The sequence below is a fragment of the Sphingomonas sp. genome (assembly GCF_029239295.1).
Classification (GTDB): Bacteria; Pseudomonadota; Alphaproteobacteria; order Sphingomonadales; family Sphingomonadaceae; genus Sphingomonas.
In genome coordinates, this window is the sequence record NZ_JAQZBC010000002.1 from 12,563 (window position 1) to 32,267 (window position 19,705).

20 protein-coding genes are annotated in these 19,705 nt (G+C 66.3%); 16 read left to right on the forward strand and 4 right to left on the reverse strand.

Annotated features, from left to right (window positions below; translation table 11 throughout):
• Positions 1-130 precede the first annotated feature (130 nt).
• The 4 genes from rplU (at position 131) to K0S66_RS01705 (ending at position 2,206) form a co-directional block, all read left to right on the forward strand.
• Positions 131-436 carry a 50S ribosomal protein L21 gene (rplU, locus tag K0S66_RS01690; RefSeq protein WP_066780773.1) on the forward strand — a complete coding sequence of 102 codons (306 nt, stop codon included), beginning with the start codon at positions 131-133 and terminating at the stop codon, positions 434-436.
• Between the two features lie 24 nt (positions 437-460).
• On the forward strand, positions 461-730 hold the full coding sequence (gene rpmA, locus K0S66_RS01695) for a 50S ribosomal protein L27 (RefSeq protein ID WP_046406357.1): 270 nt from the start codon (positions 461-463) through the stop codon (positions 728-730).
• Positions 731-912: 182 nt separating this feature from the next.
• Positions 913-1,464: a GNAT family N-acetyltransferase gene (locus K0S66_RS01700; RefSeq protein ID WP_301073364.1), complete on the forward strand. Its 552-nt coding sequence runs from the start codon at positions 913-915 to the stop codon at positions 1,462-1,464.
• Positions 1,465-1,618: 154 nt separating this feature from the next.
• Positions 1,619-2,206, forward strand: a complete 588-nt coding sequence (locus K0S66_RS01705) for a helix-turn-helix domain-containing protein (RefSeq protein ID WP_301073365.1) — start codon at positions 1,619-1,621, stop codon at positions 2,204-2,206.
• Here K0S66_RS01705 and K0S66_RS01710 read toward each other — a convergent pair.
• Positions 2,203-2,481, reverse strand: a complete 279-nt coding sequence (locus K0S66_RS01710) for a DUF1294 domain-containing protein (protein WP_301073366.1) — start codon at positions 2,479-2,481, stop codon at positions 2,203-2,205. The genes K0S66_RS01705 and K0S66_RS01710 overlap by 4 nt on opposite strands.
• A 92-nt stretch (positions 2,482-2,573) precedes the next feature.
• On the opposite strand from K0S66_RS01710, the gene obgE reads away from it, so the two are divergent.
• The 3 genes from obgE (at position 2,574) to ychF (ending at position 5,465) form a co-directional block, all read left to right on the forward strand.
• Positions 2,574-3,623 (forward strand): GTPase ObgE, encoded by a 1,050-nt coding sequence (gene obgE, locus K0S66_RS01715; RefSeq protein WP_301073367.1) that lies wholly within the window; start codon positions 2,574-2,576, stop codon positions 3,621-3,623.
• Positions 3,624-3,702: 79 nt separating this feature from the next.
• Positions 3,703-4,287, forward strand: a complete 585-nt coding sequence (locus K0S66_RS01720) for a TIGR02466 family protein (protein WP_301073368.1) — start codon at positions 3,703-3,705, stop codon at positions 4,285-4,287.
• Positions 4,288-4,364: 77 nt separating this feature from the next.
• Positions 4,365-5,465, forward strand: coding sequence for a redox-regulated ATPase YchF (ychF, locus tag K0S66_RS01725; protein WP_301073369.1), 1,101 nt, complete (start codon positions 4,365-4,367; stop codon positions 5,463-5,465).
• A gap of 118 nt (positions 5,466-5,583) precedes the next feature.
• On the opposite strand, the gene dnaA is transcribed toward ychF, so the two are convergent.
• Positions 5,584-6,984: a chromosomal replication initiator protein DnaA gene (gene dnaA / locus K0S66_RS01730; RefSeq protein WP_301073370.1), complete on the reverse strand. Its 1,401-nt coding sequence runs from the start codon at positions 6,982-6,984 to the stop codon at positions 5,584-5,586.
• A 434-nt stretch (positions 6,985-7,418) separates the two neighbouring features.
• Entirely contained in the window at positions 7,419-8,375 is a 957-nt protein-coding gene (locus K0S66_RS01735) for a zinc-binding dehydrogenase (RefSeq protein ID WP_301073371.1), read from the reverse strand.
• Positions 8,376-8,420: 45 nt separating this feature from the next.
• On the opposite strand from K0S66_RS01735, the gene K0S66_RS01740 reads away from it, so the two are divergent.
• Positions 8,421-8,990 carry a DUF1003 domain-containing protein gene (locus K0S66_RS01740; RefSeq protein WP_301073372.1) on the forward strand — a complete coding sequence of 190 codons (570 nt, stop codon included), beginning with the start codon at positions 8,421-8,423 and terminating at the stop codon, positions 8,988-8,990.
• A gap of 7 nt (positions 8,991-8,997) precedes the next feature.
• Here the strand turns inward: K0S66_RS01740 and K0S66_RS01745 are convergent, their stop codons facing one another.
• The gene (locus K0S66_RS01745; protein WP_301073373.1) at positions 8,998-9,591 is read right to left on the reverse strand and encodes a histidine phosphatase family protein; all 594 of its coding nucleotides are present in this window, start codon (positions 9,589-9,591) and stop codon (positions 8,998-9,000) included.
• A gap of 205 nt (positions 9,592-9,796) precedes the next feature.
• Here K0S66_RS01745 and K0S66_RS01750 point away from each other — a divergent pair, with 205 nt between their 5' ends.
• The 8 genes from K0S66_RS01750 to K0S66_RS01790 all read left to right on the forward strand — a co-directional run bounded on the left by K0S66_RS01750 (position 9,797) and on the right by K0S66_RS01790 (position 19,689).
• Positions 9,797-10,912: an NAD-dependent epimerase/dehydratase family protein gene (locus K0S66_RS01750; RefSeq protein WP_301073374.1), complete on the forward strand. Its 1,116-nt coding sequence runs from the start codon at positions 9,797-9,799 to the stop codon at positions 10,910-10,912.
• On the forward strand, positions 10,909-12,000 hold the full coding sequence (locus K0S66_RS01755) for an SDR family NAD(P)-dependent oxidoreductase (RefSeq protein ID WP_301073375.1): 1,092 nt from the start codon (positions 10,909-10,911) through the stop codon (positions 11,998-12,000). The genes K0S66_RS01750 and K0S66_RS01755 overlap by 4 nt, the downstream gene beginning before the upstream one ends.
• Positions 11,997-13,130 (forward strand): glycosyltransferase family 4 protein, encoded by a 1,134-nt coding sequence (locus K0S66_RS01760; protein WP_301073376.1) that lies wholly within the window; start codon positions 11,997-11,999, stop codon positions 13,128-13,130. The genes K0S66_RS01755 and K0S66_RS01760 overlap by 4 nt, the downstream gene beginning before the upstream one ends.
• On the forward strand, positions 13,127-14,239 hold the full coding sequence (locus tag K0S66_RS01765) for a glycosyltransferase (protein WP_301073377.1): 1,113 nt from the start codon (positions 13,127-13,129) through the stop codon (positions 14,237-14,239). The genes K0S66_RS01760 and K0S66_RS01765 overlap by 4 nt, the downstream gene beginning before the upstream one ends.
• Complete coding sequence (locus tag K0S66_RS01770; RefSeq protein ID WP_301073378.1) at positions 14,236-15,324, forward strand: glycosyltransferase; 1,089 nt, start codon at positions 14,236-14,238, stop codon at positions 15,322-15,324. The genes K0S66_RS01765 and K0S66_RS01770 overlap by 4 nt, the downstream gene beginning before the upstream one ends.
• A complete protein-coding gene (locus K0S66_RS16735) occupies positions 15,321-17,405 on the forward strand; it encodes an NAD-dependent epimerase/dehydratase family protein (RefSeq protein ID WP_366520765.1) in 2,085 nt (694 codons plus the stop codon). Before K0S66_RS01770 ends, K0S66_RS16735 begins: the two co-directional genes overlap by 4 nt.
• 11 nt (positions 17,406-17,416) lie before the next feature.
• Positions 17,417-17,572 (forward strand): hypothetical protein, encoded by a 156-nt coding sequence (locus K0S66_RS01785; protein WP_301073379.1) that lies wholly within the window; start codon positions 17,417-17,419, stop codon positions 17,570-17,572.
• Positions 17,573-17,736: 164 nt separating this feature from the next.
• On the forward strand, positions 17,737-19,689 hold the full coding sequence (locus K0S66_RS01790; protein WP_301073380.1) for a PAS domain-containing sensor histidine kinase: 1,953 nt from the start codon (positions 17,737-17,739) through the stop codon (positions 19,687-19,689).
• The last annotated feature ends 16 nt before the right edge of the window (positions 19,690-19,705 follow it).

Consider the following 19,705-nt stretch of genomic DNA (forward strand, 5'->3'; position numbering starts at 1 on the left):
CGCTGATCAGGGGTAATTGCCGTCGACGCCCCTGTGCGGCGTTGACAAACCGGCGCGACTCTCCTAGCTGCGCCCTTCCTCCTGGCCCGGCAATCCGGACCGGGCACAAGCATTTGGATAGAGTCAGGCCATGTTCGCAGTCGTGCGCACGGGCGGCAAGCAGTATCGCGTTGCCGCCGGAGACAAGATCGTCGTCGAGAAGCTGGAGGGCGATGCCGGCGCCTCCGTCACGCTGAGCGACGTACTGCTGGCCGGCGAAGGTTCGGAGCTGAAGCCGACCGACGGACTCACCGTCGCTGCCGAGATCATCGCGCAGGCCAAGGGCGAGAAGGTCATCGTCTTCAAGAAGCGCCGCCGTCACAACTATCGCCGCCGCAATGGCCACCGCCAGAATCACACGATCCTGAAGATCGTGTCGATCGGCGCGCAGGCATAACGCGAAGCGTAAGGAGCAAGCACCATGGCACATAAGAAAGCAGGCGGCTCGTCGCGTAACGGTCGTGATTCGGCCGGTCGTCGTCTTGGCGTGAAGAAGTTCGGCGGTCAGGAAGCGATCGCAGGCAACATCCTCGTGCGTCAGCGCGGGACGAAGTTCTATCCGGGCCGCAACGTCGGCATCGGCAAGGACCACACCCTTTTCGCGCTCGTCGACGGCCGCGTGGTATTCCACGACGGTAAGCTCGGCCGTAAATTCTGTTCGGTCGACATGATTGCCGAGGCGGCAGAATAACATCGGGCGACCATCCGGGTTGCCCACCAGGGCGATCCGGAGCCTCCATCAGGGAGGCCAGCCACCAATTAAGGGAGCCGGGTCCGCCCAGGCTCCCTTTTTTATTGCTCCCTCAATCCATCGCGCTGTCGCCGGCCCGTCATCGGACCCGGCTAGCGGCGCGTCAGGCGAGGAGGGCGCAGATGTTCGCGCGGACGAAGAGATTGACGTTGCGGCCGGGATGGCCGGAAGAGGCCGAGAGCCTGCACCAAACGATCGCCCACGAAGCGGTGGCGATGAAGCTGGCGCAGCTACCCTGGCCCTATACGCAGGCCGATGCGGAGGCATTTCTGTCCATGCCGCGCGGCGCGGCCGACGCGCGCTTCCTGATCCTGACGCATGACGCCGCTTATCCGCAAATGGTGGGTGGCATCGCGCTGACCGATCATGGCAGCGGGTTGATGGAGCTTGGCTATTGGCTGACACCAACGGCCTGGGGCCGCGGCTATGCGACCGAGGCCGCGCGTGCGGTGGTCGACATGGCGCGCCATGCCCTGCCCGCGCGGCGGATCGAGGCGCGGCATCATCTCGACAATGCGCCCTCGCGCCGCGTGCTCGAGAAGCTCGGTTTTCGCGAGATCCGGCGCGAGCCGAGCTATTCGGTGGCGCAGGGGCGCGATGTCGATAGCGCGGTCATGGCACTCGACCTTGGGCAGGACGAAGAGGTGCCGACCCGAATGGCGATCGCCGCCTGACCGCCTGATCGGCTCCCTTCCGCCTTTGAAATGCGCGATTCGTGCCATGGCGTGGCGCGGTGACGGATGCCCTCCCGTGCGTCGCCCCGCCCGCCCTGCCGCTGCGTAAACCAAAGGATTGCAAAACATTTCCGATGCGCCGACACGCCCGATGATGTCCGTGACCCCGCTTCGCCGTCGCATGAGTCCCGAGGAGTCGCGCAGCGCCGCGCTGTCGGCGGCACGCGAACTGCTGGTGGAGGTCGGTCCCCAGGCCGTGACCCTGAAAGCGGTCGGTGCGCGGATCGGGCGGACCCATGCCAACCTCCTTCACCATTTCGGCTCGGCCGAGGGGCTGCAGAAGGCGTTGATACAGGATCTGGCGGCGCGCATCGTCGGCACGATCAAGGCGGCTGTACTCCGCTCCCGCGAGGCCGAGGATCCTGCCGAGGTCGTCGACCTGACCTTTGACGCGTTTGGCCGCAACGGCGCCGGCGCCCTGGCCAGCTGGATGATCCTTTCCGGAAACGAGAATGCGCTCGATCCCATTCTGACGGCGATCCACGATCTGGTCGAGGATCTGGCGCAGGACCATCACGGCGGTGCGCCGATTCGTGAGGAAACGCTTCAGCTCGTGCTGATGGCGCTGGGCGATGCGCTGCTTGGCGCACCTATGGCCAAGGCGCTTGGGCTGCCGCGCGACACCGCCCGCCACCTGGCCCGCGGCATGTTGCTGGCCGATCGCGGCCGACCGGACCGCTAGACGATCAGCAGGCCGATCACCGCACCGGCCTGGATAGCGACGATCAGCAAAAGTCTGGTCGAAAATGGCTCCTTGCGCGTCTTGTGCCGGAACAGTCGCCGCGCCAGCAGCGCGCCTGGCGAACCGCCCAGCATGGCGAGTTGCAGCAGATTGGCTTCCGAAATCCTGCGCTGCCCCGCGACGGCGCGACGCTTGTCGGACCGGAAGGCTGCCACCGTGGCGATGTTGATCACCAGCAGCACGAAGAACAGGAACAGGATGATATCGCCCTTCATGATGCAGCCTTTTGGGACACGGTCGGCGCATGATGGCGCCCCCTCGCCCGTTCATGTCGCTTTACCCCTGCTAATTCGCTAAGCGGCTCCCCATGCATTTCCTCGATCAAGCAAAGATCTTCGTCCGCTCGGGCTCGGGTGGCCCTGGTGCGGTCAGCTTCCGCCGTGAAAAGTTCATCGAATATGGCGGCCCCGACGGCGGCAACGGGGGCAAGGGTGGCGACATCATCTTCGAAGCGGTCGCCGGCCTCAATACGCTGATCGATTTCCGCTATACGCAGCATTTCCGCGCCGAGCGCGGTCATGGCGGATCGGGATCGAATCGCACCGGCGCTGGCGGCGAGGATCTGGTCATCAAGGTGCCGGTCGGCACGCAGGTGCTGGCCGACGATGAGGATCGCACGCTGCTGCTCGACCTGACCGAGGTGGGCCAGCGCGAAGTGTTCCTGCGCGGCGGCGATGGCGGGCGCGGCAATGCGAGCTACAAGACCTCCACGAACCGGGCACCGCGGCAGCACGGCACCGGCTGGCCCAATGAGGAGGCATGGGTCTGGCTGCGGCTGAAGCTGCTCGCCGACGCCGGGCTGGTTGGCCTGCCCAATGCCGGCAAGTCGACCTTCATCAACGCGGTGACCAATGCGCAGGCAAAGGTTGGTGCCTATGCCTTCACCACCACGCGGCCACAGCTGGGCGTGGTGCGCCACAAGGGCCAGGAATTCGTCGTCGCCGACATCCCGGGCCTGATCGCGGGCGCGGCTGAAGGCGCAGGGATTGGTGACCGCTTCCTTGGTCACATCGAGCGGTGCCGGGTCCTCCTCCACCTCATCGATGCCAATGACGAAGACGTCGGCGAAAGCTACCGCATCGTGCGCGAGGAGCTCAACGCCTATGGCGCCGGGCTGGAGGACAAGCCGGTCGTCATTGCGCTGAACAAGATCGACACCCTGGATGACGAGCTGATCGCTGCGCTGTCGGCGGAGCTGGAGGAGGCGAGCGGCGCCGAGGTGATCCCGCTGTCTGGCGCCAGCGGCACCGGCGTCGACTGGGTATTGGACAAGCTGCTCGAGGCAATCGGCCCTGACCACGCGAAGGTCGCGGCGGATGATGAGGGCGAGGAACCGGTCGAATGGTCGCCGGTCTGAGCCGCCCGATTCGCTGCCCGGGCGGGCAGCGGGCGCGTTGCGCTTGGCAGGGGCGCCCGCGCGCCCTACTCGCCCGGCCATGACTGTCCGTTCGTTATTCCCGACCCATTTCTACGAAGCTGACCTCGGCGACGCGTCGCTGCTGGAGGAGCTGGAGGAATCGGTTCGGGCGTTGGCGGCCGACGATACGGCCGGGCGACGCTGGTCCAAGGAGCATGGCTATCGCGGCTATACCTCCTACGCCTCGCTCGACGATCTGCCGCAGCGTGACCCGGCGTTCGCCGACCTGAAGCGGCACCTCGATCGGCATGTAGCGCGCTTTGCCGAGGCCTGTGGATTCCAGCTCGGCGGTCGCAAGCTCAAGCTGGATAGCCTGTGGGTCAATCTGCTGAAGCCCGGCGGCGCGCACAGCGGCCACATCCACCCGCACAGCGTGGTATCGGGCACGATCTATGTCACCGTGCCGCCCGGCGCCGGGGCGCTCCGGCTGGAGGATCCGCGCCTTGGGCTGATGATGGCCGCCCCGCCGCGCGAGGATACCTTCGTCCATGCGGTGCCGGCCCCCGGCTCGATCTTCCTGTGGGAAAGCTGGCTGCGCCACGAGGTGATGCCCAGCACGGCAAAGTCCGATCGGATCAGCGTCAGCTTCAACTACCGCTGGTAACGCCTGCATCGGTGAGGCTGGCGTGGCGCGGCATCGCGCATTAAGGCCGCCGCAACACCTAATCTCAAGGATCTATCATGGGTTTTCGCTGCGGCATCGTGGGCCTGCCCAATGTGGGCAAGTCCACTCTCTTCAACGCGCTGACCGAAACGGCCGCGGCGCAGGCGGCGAATTATCCGTTCTGCACGATCGAGCCGAACGTCGGCAATGTCGGCGTGCCCGACCCCCGGCTGCAGAAGCTGGCGGAGATCGCCAAATCGGCGAAGGTCATCGAGACACAGCTCGCCTTCGTCGACATCGCTGGCCTGGTGCGCGGCGCGTCAAAGGGCGAAGGCCTGGGCAACCAGTTCCTCGGCAACATCCGCGAGGTGGACGCGATCGTCCATGTCCTGCGTTGCTTCGAGGACGGCGACGTGACTCACGTCGAGGGCAAGATCGATCCGATCGCCGATGCCGAGACGGTCGAGACCGAGCTGATGCTCGCCGACCTGGAAAGCCTGGAGAAGCGGGTGCCCAACCTCATCAAGAAGGGGCAGCAGGGCGACAAGGAAGCCAAGATCGGCGCCAGCGTCCTCGGCCAGGCGCTTGAGCTGCTGCGCGAGGGCAAGCCTGCCCGACTGACCCAGCCCAAGGACGTGGAGGAAGAACGCGTCTTCTCCCAGGCGCAGCTCATCACCGCCAAGCCGGTGCTGTACGTCTGCAACGTCGACGAGGCCCATGCCGCAAACGGCAATGAGCTGTCCGCGCGCGTGTTCGAGAAGGCCGCTGCCGAGGGCGCCGAGGCAGTCGTCGTCTCCGCCGCGATCGAGGCGGAAATCGCCACCATGCCGGCCGAGGATCGCGGCGAGTTCCTGTCCGAACTGGGGCTGGAGGAAACCGGCCTCGCCCGCGTCATCCGCGCCGGGTACAAGCTGCTCAACTTGCTGACCTTCTTCACCGTCGGCCCCAAGGAAGCACGCGCCTGGACGATCCCTGCGGGGTCGAAGGCGCCGCAGGCCGCCGGCGCGATCCACAGCGATTTCGAGCGCGGCTTCATTCGTGCCGAGACGATCGCATTCGACGATTACGTCGCATGCGGCGGCGAAGCGGGCGCGCGCGAGTCGGGCAAGCTGCGCCAGGAAGGCAAGGAATATGTCGTCCACGACGGCGACGTGATGCTTTTCCGCTTCAACGTCTGATCAACAACAAGAAACCGCCGGCAGCGCGCTGACGCTGCCGGCGGTTTCTGTTTGGCCGGACTGAGAATTTCTGGCGCGGGGTGAGCGGCGTCAGCGCGCTCCGCCCGCGATCAGGCGCTCACGCTTCCAGGTCGCGCATCAGCGCGCGCACTGCGCTATCCACATCGCCATCGGTATCGCGCAATTCCTCGATCCGCCGCACGGCATGGATCACGGTGGAATGGTCGCGACCGCCGAACTTGCGCCCGATCTCGGGCAGCGATCGCGTGGTCAGCCGCTTGGCGAGATACATGGCGATCTGCCGTGGCCGCGCCACCGCCCGCGCGCGGCGTGCAGAGATCAGGTCCAGCGGCTTCAGATCGAAATGCTGCGACACCCGCTTCTGGATTTCGTCGATCGTCACGCGGCGCTGGCTGCCGCGCAGCACGTCGCCCAGCGTGGCAATGGCAAAATCCAGATCCAGCGTCTCGCCGGTCAGCTGCGCATAGGCGATGACCCGGTTCAGCGCGCCTTCCAGCTCGCGGATATTGTTGGTGATCCGCCCGGCCAGCATGTCCAGCACGTCACCCGGCACGCGGGTGTCGGGCATGTCGGCGATCTTGCGGTCGAGCAGCGTACGGCGCAGTTCGAGCGACGGCGGCTTGATGTCCGCGACGAGGCCCATCGCCATCCGGCCGATGATGCGCTGCTCGATGCCGTCCAGCGCCTGCGGGGAGCGATCGGCCGAAATGACCAGCCGCTTGCCAGCGCCCATGATCTCATTGACCGTATGGAAGAACTCTTCCTGCGTCGCGTCCTTGCCGGCGATGAACTGCAGATCGTCGATCAGCAGCAGGTCGGCGGAGCGCAGGCGGATCTTGAATGCAAAGGTATCGCGCGCGCGCAGCGCGGCGACGAAATCGAACATGAACCGCTCGGCCGACATCGCGATCACCCGCGCGCCGGGGACCGCCGCCATGAAGGCATGGCCAATGGCGTGCATCAGGTGGGTCTTGCCCTGCCCGGTGCCGCCATGAAGGAACAACGGGCTGAAGCGGACGGCGCCAGGCTTGGCCAATTGCTTGGCTGCGTTGAATGCGACCTTGTTCGACGCGTCGACGACGAACCGGTCAAAGGTGTAGCGCGGCTCCAGCGCCGGACGCTCGAAATCGATACCCGGCGTCGCCGCGACAGGTGCCGGAGCCGGCACGGCGGCCGGCGCGGCCGCCAGCGCAATCACTGCGGCACCGGGGCGTGCGGCCGCCGTCTCGATCTCCACCGACCGGATGTCGGGCATGATCGCGCGGAACTCGTGGAACAGCCGCTCGGCATAATGGCTGCGGACCCAGTTCGTGGCGAAGGCCGACGGCAACGTCAGCCGCACCCGATCCGGGTCGCCTGCTTCGTCGAGCTGCATCGGCTTCAGCCACTGATCGAACAGGCGGACGCCGGCAGACTCGCGCAGGTTGGCGCGCACCCGCGCCCAAGCCTTTGCGAGGTCAGTACCTTCGTCAGCAGTTCGGTTATGTGACAATGGCACGCGCACCCTTCCTCGGGCCGCGACACGGGTCGCAGCCACAGATCGACAAAGCAAAAATGTCCCCCGATGTGGCCCCCGCCACGGTCGGCTACGACGATGGTTCAAATGAGCGCCGCTGGCAGATGGCCGCGGCGACTGACACGGGTTTAGGAACAGCCGCGTGAGTCGATCAAGTCCGGCTCGTGCCACATTTTCGAAATATACCGCCTTGACTCTATGCCGCCCGCGCAAATGCGTCGAAAAACGCACAATCGGCTGAAATTGCTAGATAAAATGGGAACGGCGCAAAATCCGCCATGCGCGAATCGCGAGATTCCCTCGCCTTTCGGTACGGACCCGTTTCGTTCCAGCAGGCTTCCGCCGCGTACAAAATAGGTCCGCTGGCGAAGGTCTGATCGCTGCATGTGAACGGGTGCCCAACAGCGGCTACGTAATCACCCCAAGGTCACCAGCGCCTTGACGAATCCGCCCGGCTTGTCGCGAGTCGCGACGAGCGCTTCGTCCAGCTGATCGAGCGAGTAGCGACCCGTGTACAACGGCGTCGGATCGAGCCGGCCGCTTGCCACCAGGTCGATCGCCTCGCGTAAGCCGCGCAGCTGAACCGCGGGGTCGCGCTCATGCGCGTTGACGACGTCGATCCCTTTCCAGTTCCAGTTCTGGACGTTCACCTGGCGTGGGCCATCCTGGTGATAGCCGGCGATCACCAGCCGCCCGCCGAATCCAATCAGCTCGCCGGCCAGATCGAGCGGCCACTGCTTGCCCACCGCCTCGATGACTCGCGGGCAGAACGTGCCGCCGGTCCGCTGCCCGACTTCGCCGATGATCTTGTAATGGTCGATCATCGGGATCGTCACTTCCGCACCAAATCGACGCGCGAGATCGAGCGATTCCTCGCGGCGCGAGATCGCGATCACGCGCGCGCCCGCCTCGCTGGCCAGCCTGGTCAAAATTGCGCCGAGAAATCCGATGCCGATGATCGCCACCCATTGCCCCGCTTCGATCTGGGACCGGCGGAAGATGTTGACCGCGCAGGCGATCGGCTCGCCCGGGAACGGTTGCCCATCGAGCGCCGGGGGCAGCGGGACGACCTTCTCCGCCGGGGCAACATCATAGCCGGCGAACGCCCGTTCGGAGAGCATGGCGACACGCGTGCCGACGGCCACGTCCGCGCCCTGCCCGACCGCATCGACGACGCCCCAGGCCTCATGCCCCAGCCCGCCCGGCGCACCCGGCCAGCTCGACCATGGCTGCCCCTCCCACGGCTCGACATTGGAGGCGCAGACGCCGCACCCCTCGATCCTGACACGCACTTCGCCCGGTCCCGGCTGCGGCACCGGCACCTGCTCGACACTGATCTTTCCCGGCGCCTGGAGCACCGCCGCCTGCATCATTTCCGTCACGATCTTTTTCGTCCCTTGCCCGATCGAATGTGATCGATGTTGGTGTTCCCGGCGTTCTGCCGCGGCATGATCGCCAATATGTCGCCTCCAACGCCGCGCGCGCCAGCCGAAGCGCACATGACCCGCACGCTGCGCGAGAATATCGAGCGGCTGACCGAACGGGCCGAACGGCACGCCCAGGACGCGCCGCTGGGCGATCGCGTGGCCGACACGATCACGCGGTTCGCGGGATCGATGCGCTTCGTCCTGCTCCACGCGGTGCTCTTCGGCGGGTGGATCGTCTGGAACCTGGGCTGGATCCCCGGGCTCGCGCCATTCGATCCGACCTTTGTCGTCCTCGCCATGGAGGCGTCGGTCGAAGCGATCTTCCTGTCCACCTTCGTGCTCATCTCGCAGAACCGGATGGCGGCGGCAGCCGATCGGCGCGGGGACCTGGATCTGCACATCTCGCTGCTCACCGAACATGAGCTGACCCGGCTGGCCGGCCTCGTCGAACGGATCGCGGCAAAGGTAGGCGCCGAGAGCGATCCGGAGATCGACGAGATCAAGCGCGACGTCTCGCCCGAACAGGTGCTCGACCTTCTGGACGAGAAAAGCAGCGACTGAGCGCGCGTCATCCGGCGTGAACGTTCAGCGCCAGCAGGTGCCCGCCCCACTCGCCCACCACCAGGCTGGTGATCGACCCCGGATCGACATCGAACGCCAGGATCCGGTCGAGCGACAGCCCCAGGTAATGCGCGACAGCCCCGCGGATGATGTCGGCATGCGACACGCAGACGATTCCCCCCGGCCAGTTCGCCTTGCCCAGCATGTCGAGGTGCGCGACCGCGCGAGTGACCGCGTCGGTCATCCGCTCACCACCGGGGATTTGCGCGACGGAGCGTTCGCTGTTCCACCCGATCCAATCGGGATCATCTGCCAGATCGGCGATCGCTCGGCCCGTCCAGCGGCCAAAATCCAGTTCATTCAGAGCCGGCACCACGTGCGGCTCCCCCAGTCCAAACTGCGCTGCGATGATCCGGGCGGTTTCGCTGGTGCGCCGCTGCGAGCTTGTTTCCACCCGCACCACATTGGTTAGGCGCTTTGACGCCCAATGCGCCTGATCCAGCCCGGACGGCGCCAGGCCGAGCGGGCTGCCCCGCCCGGTCAGCACCCGCCCCGCCTCGGCATGGGCGCCGTGCCGCACCAGATGGATCGTTGCTGCCACCGCCCCCGAACACCGACCTTTGTTGAAGATGCAACGCTGAACGGACCGTCCGGTCGGGCGTTCCGCAGAAACTGCTTAATCTGAGTCAACAAGTCGTTGAGCACCCGCAATCAAGCGGAACCAAGCATAGATGAAGATGTTCAAGCTGAGGTGGGAGCGCTTCTAAGAGAGCGGAAATCCAAGATAAAAAGCGAAGCGGGGATCAATGAGCGAACATGTTCTCATCACGGGCGGCGCCGGCTTCATCGGTCGCTTCGTAACCGAAGAATTGCTTCGCCGCGGCCACCGCATCCGTATCCTCGACAATCTCCTGCCGCAAGTTCACGGCGACGGGGGCCGACCGGCTAATCTGTCGGCTGATGCCGAGCTGATCGTCGCCGATGTGCGCGATGGCGATGCGGTGGCAAAGGCGCTCGACGGGGTCGACAGCGTCATTCACCTTGCTGCCGAGGTTGGCGTCGGCCAGTCGATGTACGAGGTGGAACGCTATACCTCGGTCAACGACGTTGGCACGGCGGTGCTGTTCGAACGATTGATCGACAAGCCCGTCCGGCGCGTCGTTACCGCCTCCTCGATGAGCATCTATGGCGAGGGTCTTTATCGTGACGCCGATGGCCAGCTGGTGGAGGATGCCGCACGCGGGATGATCCGCGACGGCCAGCGGCAGTGGGACCCGACCGATGCGCAGGGCCGCCCACTCACCCCGGTGGCAACACCCGAGACGAAGCGTCCCGCGCTTTCCTCGATCTATGCGCTCAACAAATATGTGCAGGAACGCACGACCCATATCATGGGCGCGCCCTACGGCATCGAAAGCGTCTGCCTGCGGCTGTTCAACGTCTACGGCCCCGGTCAGGCGCTCTCCAATCCCTATACCGGCGTCTTGGCGATCTTCGCCTCGCGGCTGCTCAACAAGCAGCGCCCGATGGTGTTCGAGGATGGCGAGCAGCGCCGCGACTTTGTCCATGTCGGCGATGTCGCCCGCGCCTTTGCCGACGCGCTCGTCCTGCCGGAGGCGGTCGGCGGCACGTTCAACATCGGCTCGGGCCACGACCGCTCGGTGACCGAAGTGGCCGAGGCGCTCGGCCGCGCGATGGGCCAGAATGACGCAACGCCGGAAATCGTCGGCAAGGCACGCGTGGGCGATATCCGCCACTGTTTCTGCGACACCTCGCTGGCCCAAGAGAAATTGGGCTTCAGCGCCGCTGCCGATTTCGAAACAGAATTGGCGGTGCTGGCCGACTGGGTCGCGCAACAGACAGCCGAGGATCGCGTCGGCCAGGCGCGCGCCGAGCTCGAGAAGCGCGGACTCGTCGCATGACGGCTGCCCCTCAGGCGCGCGACGAGCGCCCGATCCTCGTCACCGGAGGTGCCGGCTTCATCGGCAGCAATATCGCGCACCGGCTGGCGCGCGAGGGGCACCGCGTGATCGTCTATGATGCGCTGGTCCGAGACGGCGTGAAGCGCAACCTCGACTGGCTGAAGACGAACCACGGCGATCTGATCGACGTGCGTGTCGCCGACATCCGCGACGAAGCCGCGATCACCGATGCGGTGCAAGCGTCGCAGGCGGTGTTCCACATGGCAGCGCAGGTCGCGGTGACGACCAGCCTTGCCGACCCTCGCGACGATTTCGCGATCAACATCGCCGGCACACTTAACGTGTTGGAGGCTGCGCGCCTTTCGCCTGAGGCGCCGGCGGTGATCTTCGCCTCGACCAACAAGGTATATGGCGATCTTGCCGACCTGGCGTTTGACGAGACCGCCAACGGCTATCAGCCGGTCGATCCGCTGGTGAACGCTTACGGAATTGGTGAATCGCGGCCGCTCGATTTCCACACGCCCTATGGCTGTTCGAAGGGTGCCGCCGACCAATATGTCCTGGATTATGCCCGCAGCTACGGCGTGCCGGGCGCCGTCCTGCGGATGAGCTGCATCTATGGCGAACGCCAGATGGGCACCGAGGATCAGGGATGGGTCGCGCACTTCCTGATCCGCGCGCTCGAAGGGCGCGCGATCGACATCTACGGCGACGGCCATCAGGTGCGCGACATCCTGGAGGTGGGCGACGCAGTCGACGCTTATCTCGCGCTCTGGTCACAGATCGATCGCCATGCCGGTCACGTCTTCAATCTGGGCGGCGGGCCGGACAATGCGGTCAGCCTGCGCATGCTGCTGACCGAGATCGAGGCAATCGTCGGCCATTCGATTGATTTGCGCTTCGGCGATTGGCGCGCGGGCGACCAGCGCTATTTCGTCGCTGACCGGCGCGCCGCCGATGCCGCGCTCGGGCTTGGCACGCCGGCCGACTGGCGCACCGGCCTGCGCCGGCTGGCCGCCTGGCTATCCGCCGAACGCAATCTTCCCCTCGGCAGGTCGCAGCCCCCGGCGATGAAGGTGGCGGTGTGACGCATCGCTTGCGCCGCATCCTGATGACGGTCGATGCGGTGGGCGGCGTCTGGCGCTACGCCGTCGATCTGTCCGGCGCGCTGGCTGCCGCTGGCATCGAAACCGTGCTTGCCGTGCTCGGCCCCCCCGCATCCGAGGGTCAGCGGGCGGAGGTGGCGGCGCTACCCGGCGTTACGCTCGTCGATACGGGCGAGCCGCTTGACTGGCTGACCGACGATGCCGTGGCCGTGCGCCATGCGGCGACCACCATCGCCGCGCTCGCCACCCGTCACCGCGTTGACCTGATCCACGCCAATCAGCCGGCGCTGGCCGCCGGCCTGACCGGCGATCTTCCTGTGGTGGCGGTCGCCCATGGATGCGTTTCCACCTGGTGGGAAGCTGCCCGGCCCGGCACGCTGCTCGATCCCGGCTTTGGCTGGCACCGTGCGCTCGTGGCGGAGGGGCTCCGCCGCGCCGCCCGCGTCGTGGCGCCGAGCGAAAGCTATGCGCGGACGGTCGCGCGCCATTACGGCCTGACGGTACCGCCCCTCGCAGTTCACAACGGCCGAACACCCGCGCCGGTGCAGGCCGCGCCGATGCGACCGATCGCCTTCACTGCTGGCCGCCTGTGGGATGAGGTAAAGCGCACCCCGCTGCTGGACGCCGCGGCCGGGCGCCTCGCGGTTCCGCTCTACGCCGCCGGCGCCACCCGCGCGCCCCATGGCGCCTCCGTACCGGTCGAGCATCTCCACTTGCTTGGCGAACTGACGCCGGACGGTATCGCCGCCATGCTGGCGGCACGGCCGGTCTTCGTTTCCGCGGCCTCGTTCGAACCCTTTGGCCTCGCCGTGCTGGAGGCGGCGCAGGCCGGCTGCCCGCTGATCCTGTCGGATATCGACACCTTTCGGGAGCTGTGGGACGGCGCCGCCCGCTTCGTTGCCGGCGATGATCCCGCTGCTTGGGCAGATACCATCGCCGAGGTGATGGGCGATAATGCCGAGCGGACCCGCCTCGCCGACGCCGCGCTGGCGCGCGGCGCGCATTTCACCGTGAACGCCACCGCCACCGCGATGCGCGGGATTTACGCCGACGCCGCAGCAGCGGCGAGCACCGGATACGCGGCCGGCACCAGGGAGAGGGTCGCCGCATGAAGATCATCTATTTCACCCACAGCCTCGCCTCCTGCTGGAACCATGGCAATGCGCACTTCCTGCGCGGCGTGCTCAGCGAGCTGGTCGCGCGTGGCCATGATGTCGTTGCTTATGAGCCGGAGGGCGCGTGGAGCCTCGCCAATCTGCTCGCCGATCATGGTGAGGCAGGGCTCTCAGCGTGGCGCAGCAGCTATCCAGAGCTCACCGCCAGCACCTATGATCCGACCACACCGGTCGATCAGCTGACTGATGGCGCCGATCTCGTCATCGTGCATGAGTGGAACGATCATGCGCTGGTCGCCGCGCTGGGCGAGCAGCGCAAACGCGGCGCCCGCCACACGCTCCTCTTCCACGACACGCATCATCGCGCGGTCAGTGAGCCCGAATCGATGCGCGCCTACGACCTGTCGGGCTATGACGGCGTGCTCGCCTTCGGGGAGACGCTGAGCGAGATCTACCGCGGCTGGGGCTGGGGCAAGCGCGTCTGGACGTGGCACGAGGCGGCCGACCTGCGCCGCTTTCACCCGCCCGAGGTGGAGGGCGAACGCGAAGGTCTCGTCTGGATCGGCAATTGGGGCGATGGAGAGCGGACCGATGAGCTGGAGCGCTTCCTCTTCGCGCCGGCGCAAGCGGCCAAGCTGCCGCTCGACATCTATGGCGTGCGTTATCCCGCGGAAGCGCTGACGACGCTCGATCGCTACGGCGTGCGCTATCACGGCTGGGCGCCCAACGCCGCTGCGCCGGGTATCTTCGCCCGGCATCTCGCCACCGTCCACGTGCCGCGGCGCTTCTATTCCACCATCCTGCCCGGCATCCCCACGATCCGCGTGTTCGAGGCGCTGGCCTGCGGCATCCCCTTGGTCTCCGCGCCGTGGGACGACGCCGAGGGCCTGTTCAGCCCGTGGCGCGACTATCTGGTCGCCCGAGACGGCGCGGAGATGACCCGCCACCTCACCGTGCTGCGCGACGACGCTGGCCTGCGCCAGTCGCTCGCCAAACACGGCCTCGCGACGATCAAGGCGCGCCACACCTGCGCGCACCGCGTCGATCAGCTGCTGGCCATCGTTGCCAGCCTGCACACGCCCGCACAGACAAAGGATGCCGCATGAAGATCGCCTTTTACGGGTCGAGCCTGCTGTCCTCCTATTGGAACGGCGCCGCCACTTATTACCGCGGCATCCTGAAGGGGCTCGCCGCGCACGGGCATGAGATCACCTTCTACGAACCCGACGCCTTTGATCGCCAGTCGAACCGCGACATCGACCCGCCCGAATATGCAACCTCGGTGGTCTATCCAGCTACGCAGGAAGGGCTGCGCGCCGTCCTGGCGGAGGCACGCCACGCCGACGTCGTGGTCAAGGCGAGCGGCGTCGGCGTGTTCGACGATGAACTGATCGCCGGCATCGTCGAACATGCCCGCCCCGGCGCGCTCAAGATCTTCTGGGATGTCGACGCAGCGGCCACGCTGGACGAGATCCGCGCCGATCCTGCCCATCCCATCCGCGCGGCGCTGCCGCAGCTTGACATGGTGCTCACCTATGGCGGAGGGCCGCCCGTCGTTGAGACCTATGAGGCGCTCGGCGCCGCGCGCTGCATCCCGGTCTACAACGCCGTTGACCCGGAAACGCATCATCCGGTCGCGCCCGATCATCGTTTCGCCTGCGATCTCGCCTTCCTCGGCAATCGCCTGCCCGATCGTGAGGCGCGCGTGGAACAGTTTTTCCTCGCCGCTGCCGCTGCGCTTCCCGAGCAGCGCTTCCTGATCGGCGGCAGCGGCTGGCACGACAAGCATATGCCCGCCAACGTGCGTCACCTCGGCCATGTCGGCACCGCCGATCACAACGCGTTCAACTGCACCCCGCGCGCCGTGCTCAACATCGCGCGCGATTCTATGGCGGCAGTGGGTTTTTCGCCCGCCACGCGCGTGTTCGAGGCGGCAGGTGCGGGCGCTTGCCTGATCACCGATTACTGGGAGGGCATTGAGCAATTCCTGATTCCCGGGGAGGAAGTGCTCGTCGCCCATACCGGGCAGGACGTCGCCGACCTGCTGGCCGGTCTCACCACCGAACGCGCCCGCGCCATCGGCGACGCGGCGCGACGCCGCGTCCTTGCCGAGCACACCTATGAACTGCGCGCCAAGCAGGTCGATGATCTACTGCGGACCCACGCAGCGGCTGAGCAGGTGGCGGCATGAAGCTGGTCGTCCTTGGTCTCAGCCTCGGCTCGTCCTGGGGCAACGGCCACGCCACCACCTGGCGCGCGCTCCTGTCCGGGCTTGCCGCGCGCGGGCATGACATCCAGTTCCTCGAACGCACCGTCCCTTGGTACGAGGGCGACCGGCGCGACCTCACCGATCCCGATTTCTGCCGGCTCGACTATTATGCCGATCTCGCCGATCTGCAGAACTGGCGCGAGGAGATCGCCAGCGCGGACGCAGTGCTTGTCGGCTCCTATGTCCCCGATGGCGTTGAGGTCGCACGCTACGTGCAGGCGACCGCCACCGGCGTTACCGGCTTCTACGATATCGACACGCCCGTAACGCTCGCGAAGCTGGAGCGCGGCGACTTCGAATATCTCTCGCCCGATGTGATCCCCGGCTTCGACCTGTATCTGTCATTCACCGGCGGCCCGACGCTCGACCGGATCGAGCAGCAATACGGCGCGAAGGCCGCCCGCGCGCTCTACTGCACCGTCGATGCCGACCGGTACCAGCCGCTCGACACCGCCAAGCGCTGGGCGCTCTCCTATCTCGGCACCTACAGCCCTGATCGCCAGCCGACGCTCGAACGCTTGCTGATCGAGCCGGCGCGCCGCCGCCCGGACCTGCAATTCGCCGTGGCGGGGCCGCAATATCCCGATGACATCGACTGGCCGGCCAATGTCACCCGGATCGATCACTTGCCGCCGGCCGATCATCCGGCCTTCTACAGCGCGTCGCGGATGACGCTGAACGTCACGCGGGCGGACATGATTGCCGCCGGCTGGTCGCCCTCGGTCCGCCTGTTCGAGGCCGGCGCCTGCGGCACGCCGATCCTGTCCGATCGCTGGGACGGGATCGATGATCTGTTCACGCCGGGCAGCGAAATCATGCTCGCGGACACGACCGAACAGGCGCTCGCCGCGCTCGACCAGGATGCCGTGGCGCTCGGCCACGCCGCCCGCGCGCGCGTGCTGGCCGCCCACACTGCGCCGCACCGCGCGGCTGAACTCGAAACCTATCTCATCGATGCGGCAAACCCCCAACCCCGCCGGAGCACGACCAGCATGGACACCAATGACGCGCCCGTCACTCTCGTCGCCGGCGGAGCCGGGTTCATCGGCTCGCATCTCTGCCAGGCGCTGCTGGAACGCGGCGAGCATGTCCTGTGCCTCGACAATCTCCAGACGTCGCGCGCCACCAACCTCGACGATCTGCTCGATCATCCGCGCTTCAGCTTCGTCAAGGCGGACGTGATCGAGAAGCTGCCGGCTGCGGTCACCGATCTCACCAGCCGTATTACGCGGGTGTACAATCTCGCCTGCGCGGCCTCGCCCCCGCATTATCAGGCGGACCCCGAACACACGATGCTGACCTGCGTCGTCGGGACCGATCACTTGCTGCGGCTCGCGGAACAGTCGGGCGCACGCTTCCTCCTCACCTCGACCAGCGAGGTCTATGGCGACCCCGAGGTGCACCCGCAGCGCGAGGATTATCGCGGCGCAGTCAGCTGCACCGGTCCGCGCGCCTGTTATGACGAGGGGAAGCGCGCAGCCGAGGCGATGGCGCTCGATTTCGCGCGGCTCGGCCGTGCCGACGTCCGCATCGCGCGCATCTTCAACACCTATGGCCCGCGCATGCACCCTGACGACGGCCGCGTGGTGTCGAACTTCATTTGTCAGGCGCTCTCCAGCGATACGCTGACGGTCTATGGCGATGGCAGCCAGACGCGCAGCTTCTGCTATGTCAGCGATCTGGTCGACGGGCTGATCCGGCTGATGGACAGCGACACCGTCGGGGCCGAGCCGGTGAACCTCGGCAACCCCAACGAACTGACCGTCGGCGATCTGGTGAACCGCATTGTCGCGATGACCGGCACCACCGCGCAGGTCCATTACCAGCCGCTGCCCGTCGACGATCCGCGCCGGCGAAAGCCGGACATCACCCGCGCCACGACGATGCTCGGCTGGGCGCCGCTGGTACCGCTGGAAGCAGGGCTGTCGCGCACCTGCGCTTGGTTCGCCGAGGAACTGCGCCAGACGGATCGATTGCCCTTGCTGTCGGTTGCCGCCGAATAAGGAGAGCGATCATGGACAAGCGTGAAACCACCGAGGCCAAGCGGCCCAACCTGTCGACCGAGCATCAGAAGGAAGGCGACGCGCGGCGCCCGTCCGACACGCTCGACAAGGGGCAGACCAACGATCAGTCGATCGAGCGCAAGACCTCGCTCACCCGCAACGAGTAGCATGCCCCAGGTGAGGCGCGGCAATATAGGTTAGTGACATTGCCGCGCCCACCCCGGCCATGGACCACAGCGTTGCCGGCGAAAGCGCGCTTTTCCCGTGCAGTTTCAATGACTAGTCATTTGTATTGCACAATCGTTACGGTCGCCATAGTTCATGGCTGGCGATGACCAGCAACCCCAACCAGCATCTGCTCGCAATGGAAACGGAACGCCGGTCCCAGCTGCTGCTGGATGCGGTCCGGGACTACGCCATCTATCTGCTCGACGCCGATGGGCATGTGGTCAGCTGGAACGCCGGGGCGCAGCGGTTCAAGGGCTACCGCGCCCACGAGATCATCGGCGAGCATTTCTCCCGCTTCTACACGCCGGAAGACCGCGCGACCGGGCTGCCCGCGCGCGCGCTGCAGACCGCCGCGACCGAGGGGAAGTTCGAGGCCGAGGGCTGGCGGATGCGAAAGGATGGAACGCGCTTCTGGGCCAGCGTCGTCATCGATCCGGTCCACAACGATGATGGCACGATCATCGGCTATGCCAAGGTCACGCGCGACATCAGCGACAAGAAGGACGCGGAACGCGCGCTGTTCAACAGCGAGCAGCAATTCCGCCTGCTGGTGCAGGGCGTACGCGATTACGCCATCTACATGCTCGATCCCGACGGCAACGTCTCCAGCTGGAACGCCGGGGCGCAGGCGATCAAGGGCTATACCGCGGACGAGATCATCGGCGCGCATTTCTCCCGCTTCTACACGCCCGAAGACCGGGAGAAGGGAGAACCGGCCAAGGCGCTGCGCGCCGCGCTGACCCACGGCACCTTCGAGAAGGAGGCGCTGCGGCTGCGCAAGGACGGCAGCACCTTCTGGGCGCATGTCGTCATTGATCCGATCTACGACGATGCCGGCGTGCTGACCGGCTTCACCAAAATCACCCGCGACGTGACGGAGCGTCGCCATGCCCAGGAAGAACTGGACACTGCGCGCGAGGCACTGGCGCAAAGCCAAAAGATGGAGGCGATCGGCCGGCTGACCGGCGGGGTGGCGCATGATTTCAACAATCTGCTCACCGTGATCCGATCCTCCGCCGATCTGCTGCAATTACCCAATCAGAGCGAGGAAAAGCGGCAGCGCTATATCGCTGCCATTGCCGAGACCGCCGACCGCGCGGCGCAACTGACCGGTCAATTGCTCGCCTTTGCGCGCCGCCAGCCGCTGGAACCCGAGACCTTCGTGGTAGGTGACCGCGTGCTCGGCCTGGAGCGGCTGATCACCACCACCGTCGGATCCCCGGTTAAGGTGGAGGTGACGATCGCCGGTGATGTCGGCTGCGTGACCGCCGATCCCAATCAGTTCGAGTCCGCCGTGCTCAACATCGCGATCAATGCTCGAGACGCGATGCCCGATGGCGGCGTGCTGCGGATCACCGCGCGCAATACGACCCATGTCCCATCGGTGCGCCGCCATGCCGCGGTGGAGGGTGATTTTGTCGCCGTCGACATCAGCGACAGCGGCACCGGCATGGATGCGGAGACACAGGGCCGCATCTTCGAACCGTTCTTCACGACCAAGGCGATCGGGCGTGGCACTGGCCTCGGCCTCAGCCAGGCGTACGGCTTTGCCAAGCAATCGGGTGGCGAGATCAGCGTGTGCAGCCGCCCGGGCCAGGGCAGCACCTTCACCATCTACCTGCCTCGCGCCGCCGCCGTGGCGCCGGCGCGGGAGCCACTGACGCCTGCCGCGCTGCGTCATGCGTTGCCGACGCAGCGTGTCCTGATGGTGGAGGACAATGAAGTGGTTGGTCGCTTCGCGCGCACGCTGCTCGAGGAACTGGGCCAGTCGACCACCTGGGCCACCAATGGCGAGTCCGCGCTTCGCTTGCTGGAGGAGGCGGACGGCGCCTTCGACCTGCTATTCACCGACGTCGTGATGCCGGGCATGAGCGGGATCGATCTGGCGAAGGAAGTGGAACACCGCTGGCCGCATTGCCGCGTGGTGCTGACCAGTGGCTACAGCCACGTGCTGGCGGAAGAAGGAAACCACGGCTTCCCGCTGCTGCGCAAACCCTATTCGCTGGACAAGCTGATGTCGGTGCTGGGCCTGGTGCCCGCGAAGCTGGCATCCTGAACACCGCCCTTCGGGT

What these genes read in the sequence shown, in the direction of transcription:
- rplU (WP_066780773.1), top strand. Translation starts at nt 131, where the DNA reads ATGTTCGCAGTCGTGCGCACGGGCGGCAAGCAGTATCGCGTTGCCGCC.
- rpmA (WP_046406357.1), top strand. Translation starts at nt 461, where the DNA reads ATGGCACATAAGAAAGCAGGCGGCTCGTCGCGTAACGGTCGTGATTCG.
- K0S66_RS01700 (WP_301073364.1), top strand. Translation starts at nt 913, where the DNA reads ATGTTCGCGCGGACGAAGAGATTGACGTTGCGGCCGGGATGGCCGGAA.
- K0S66_RS01705 (WP_301073365.1), top strand. Translation starts at nt 1,619, where the DNA reads ATGTCCGTGACCCCGCTTCGCCGTCGCATGAGTCCCGAGGAGTCGCGC.
- K0S66_RS01710 (WP_301073366.1), bottom strand. Translation starts at nt 2,481, where the DNA reads ATGAAGGGCGATATCATCCTGTTCCTGTTCTTCGTGCTGCTGGTGATC.
- obgE (WP_301073367.1), top strand. Translation starts at nt 2,574, where the DNA reads ATGCATTTCCTCGATCAAGCAAAGATCTTCGTCCGCTCGGGCTCGGGT.
- K0S66_RS01720 (WP_301073368.1), top strand. Translation starts at nt 3,703, where the DNA reads ATGACTGTCCGTTCGTTATTCCCGACCCATTTCTACGAAGCTGACCTC.
- ychF (WP_301073369.1), top strand. Translation starts at nt 4,365, where the DNA reads ATGGGTTTTCGCTGCGGCATCGTGGGCCTGCCCAATGTGGGCAAGTCC.
- K0S66_RS01735 (WP_301073371.1), bottom strand. Translation starts at nt 8,375, where the DNA reads ATGATGCAGGCGGCGGTGCTCCAGGCGCCGGGAAAGATCAGTGTCGAG.
- K0S66_RS01740 (WP_301073372.1), top strand. Translation starts at nt 8,421, where the DNA reads ATGTTGGTGTTCCCGGCGTTCTGCCGCGGCATGATCGCCAATATGTCG.
- K0S66_RS01750 (WP_301073374.1), top strand. Translation starts at nt 9,797, where the DNA reads ATGAGCGAACATGTTCTCATCACGGGCGGCGCCGGCTTCATCGGTCGC.
- K0S66_RS01755 (WP_301073375.1), top strand. Translation starts at nt 10,909, where the DNA reads ATGACGGCTGCCCCTCAGGCGCGCGACGAGCGCCCGATCCTCGTCACC.
- K0S66_RS01765 (WP_301073377.1), top strand. Translation starts at nt 13,127, where the DNA reads ATGAAGATCATCTATTTCACCCACAGCCTCGCCTCCTGCTGGAACCAT.
- K0S66_RS01770 (WP_301073378.1), top strand. Translation starts at nt 14,236, where the DNA reads ATGAAGATCGCCTTTTACGGGTCGAGCCTGCTGTCCTCCTATTGGAAC.
- K0S66_RS16735 (WP_366520765.1), top strand. Translation starts at nt 15,321, where the DNA reads ATGAAGCTGGTCGTCCTTGGTCTCAGCCTCGGCTCGTCCTGGGGCAAC.
- K0S66_RS01785 (WP_301073379.1), top strand. Translation starts at nt 17,417, where the DNA reads ATGGACAAGCGTGAAACCACCGAGGCCAAGCGGCCCAACCTGTCGACC.
- K0S66_RS01790 (WP_301073380.1), top strand. Translation starts at nt 17,737, where the DNA reads ATGACCAGCAACCCCAACCAGCATCTGCTCGCAATGGAAACGGAACGC.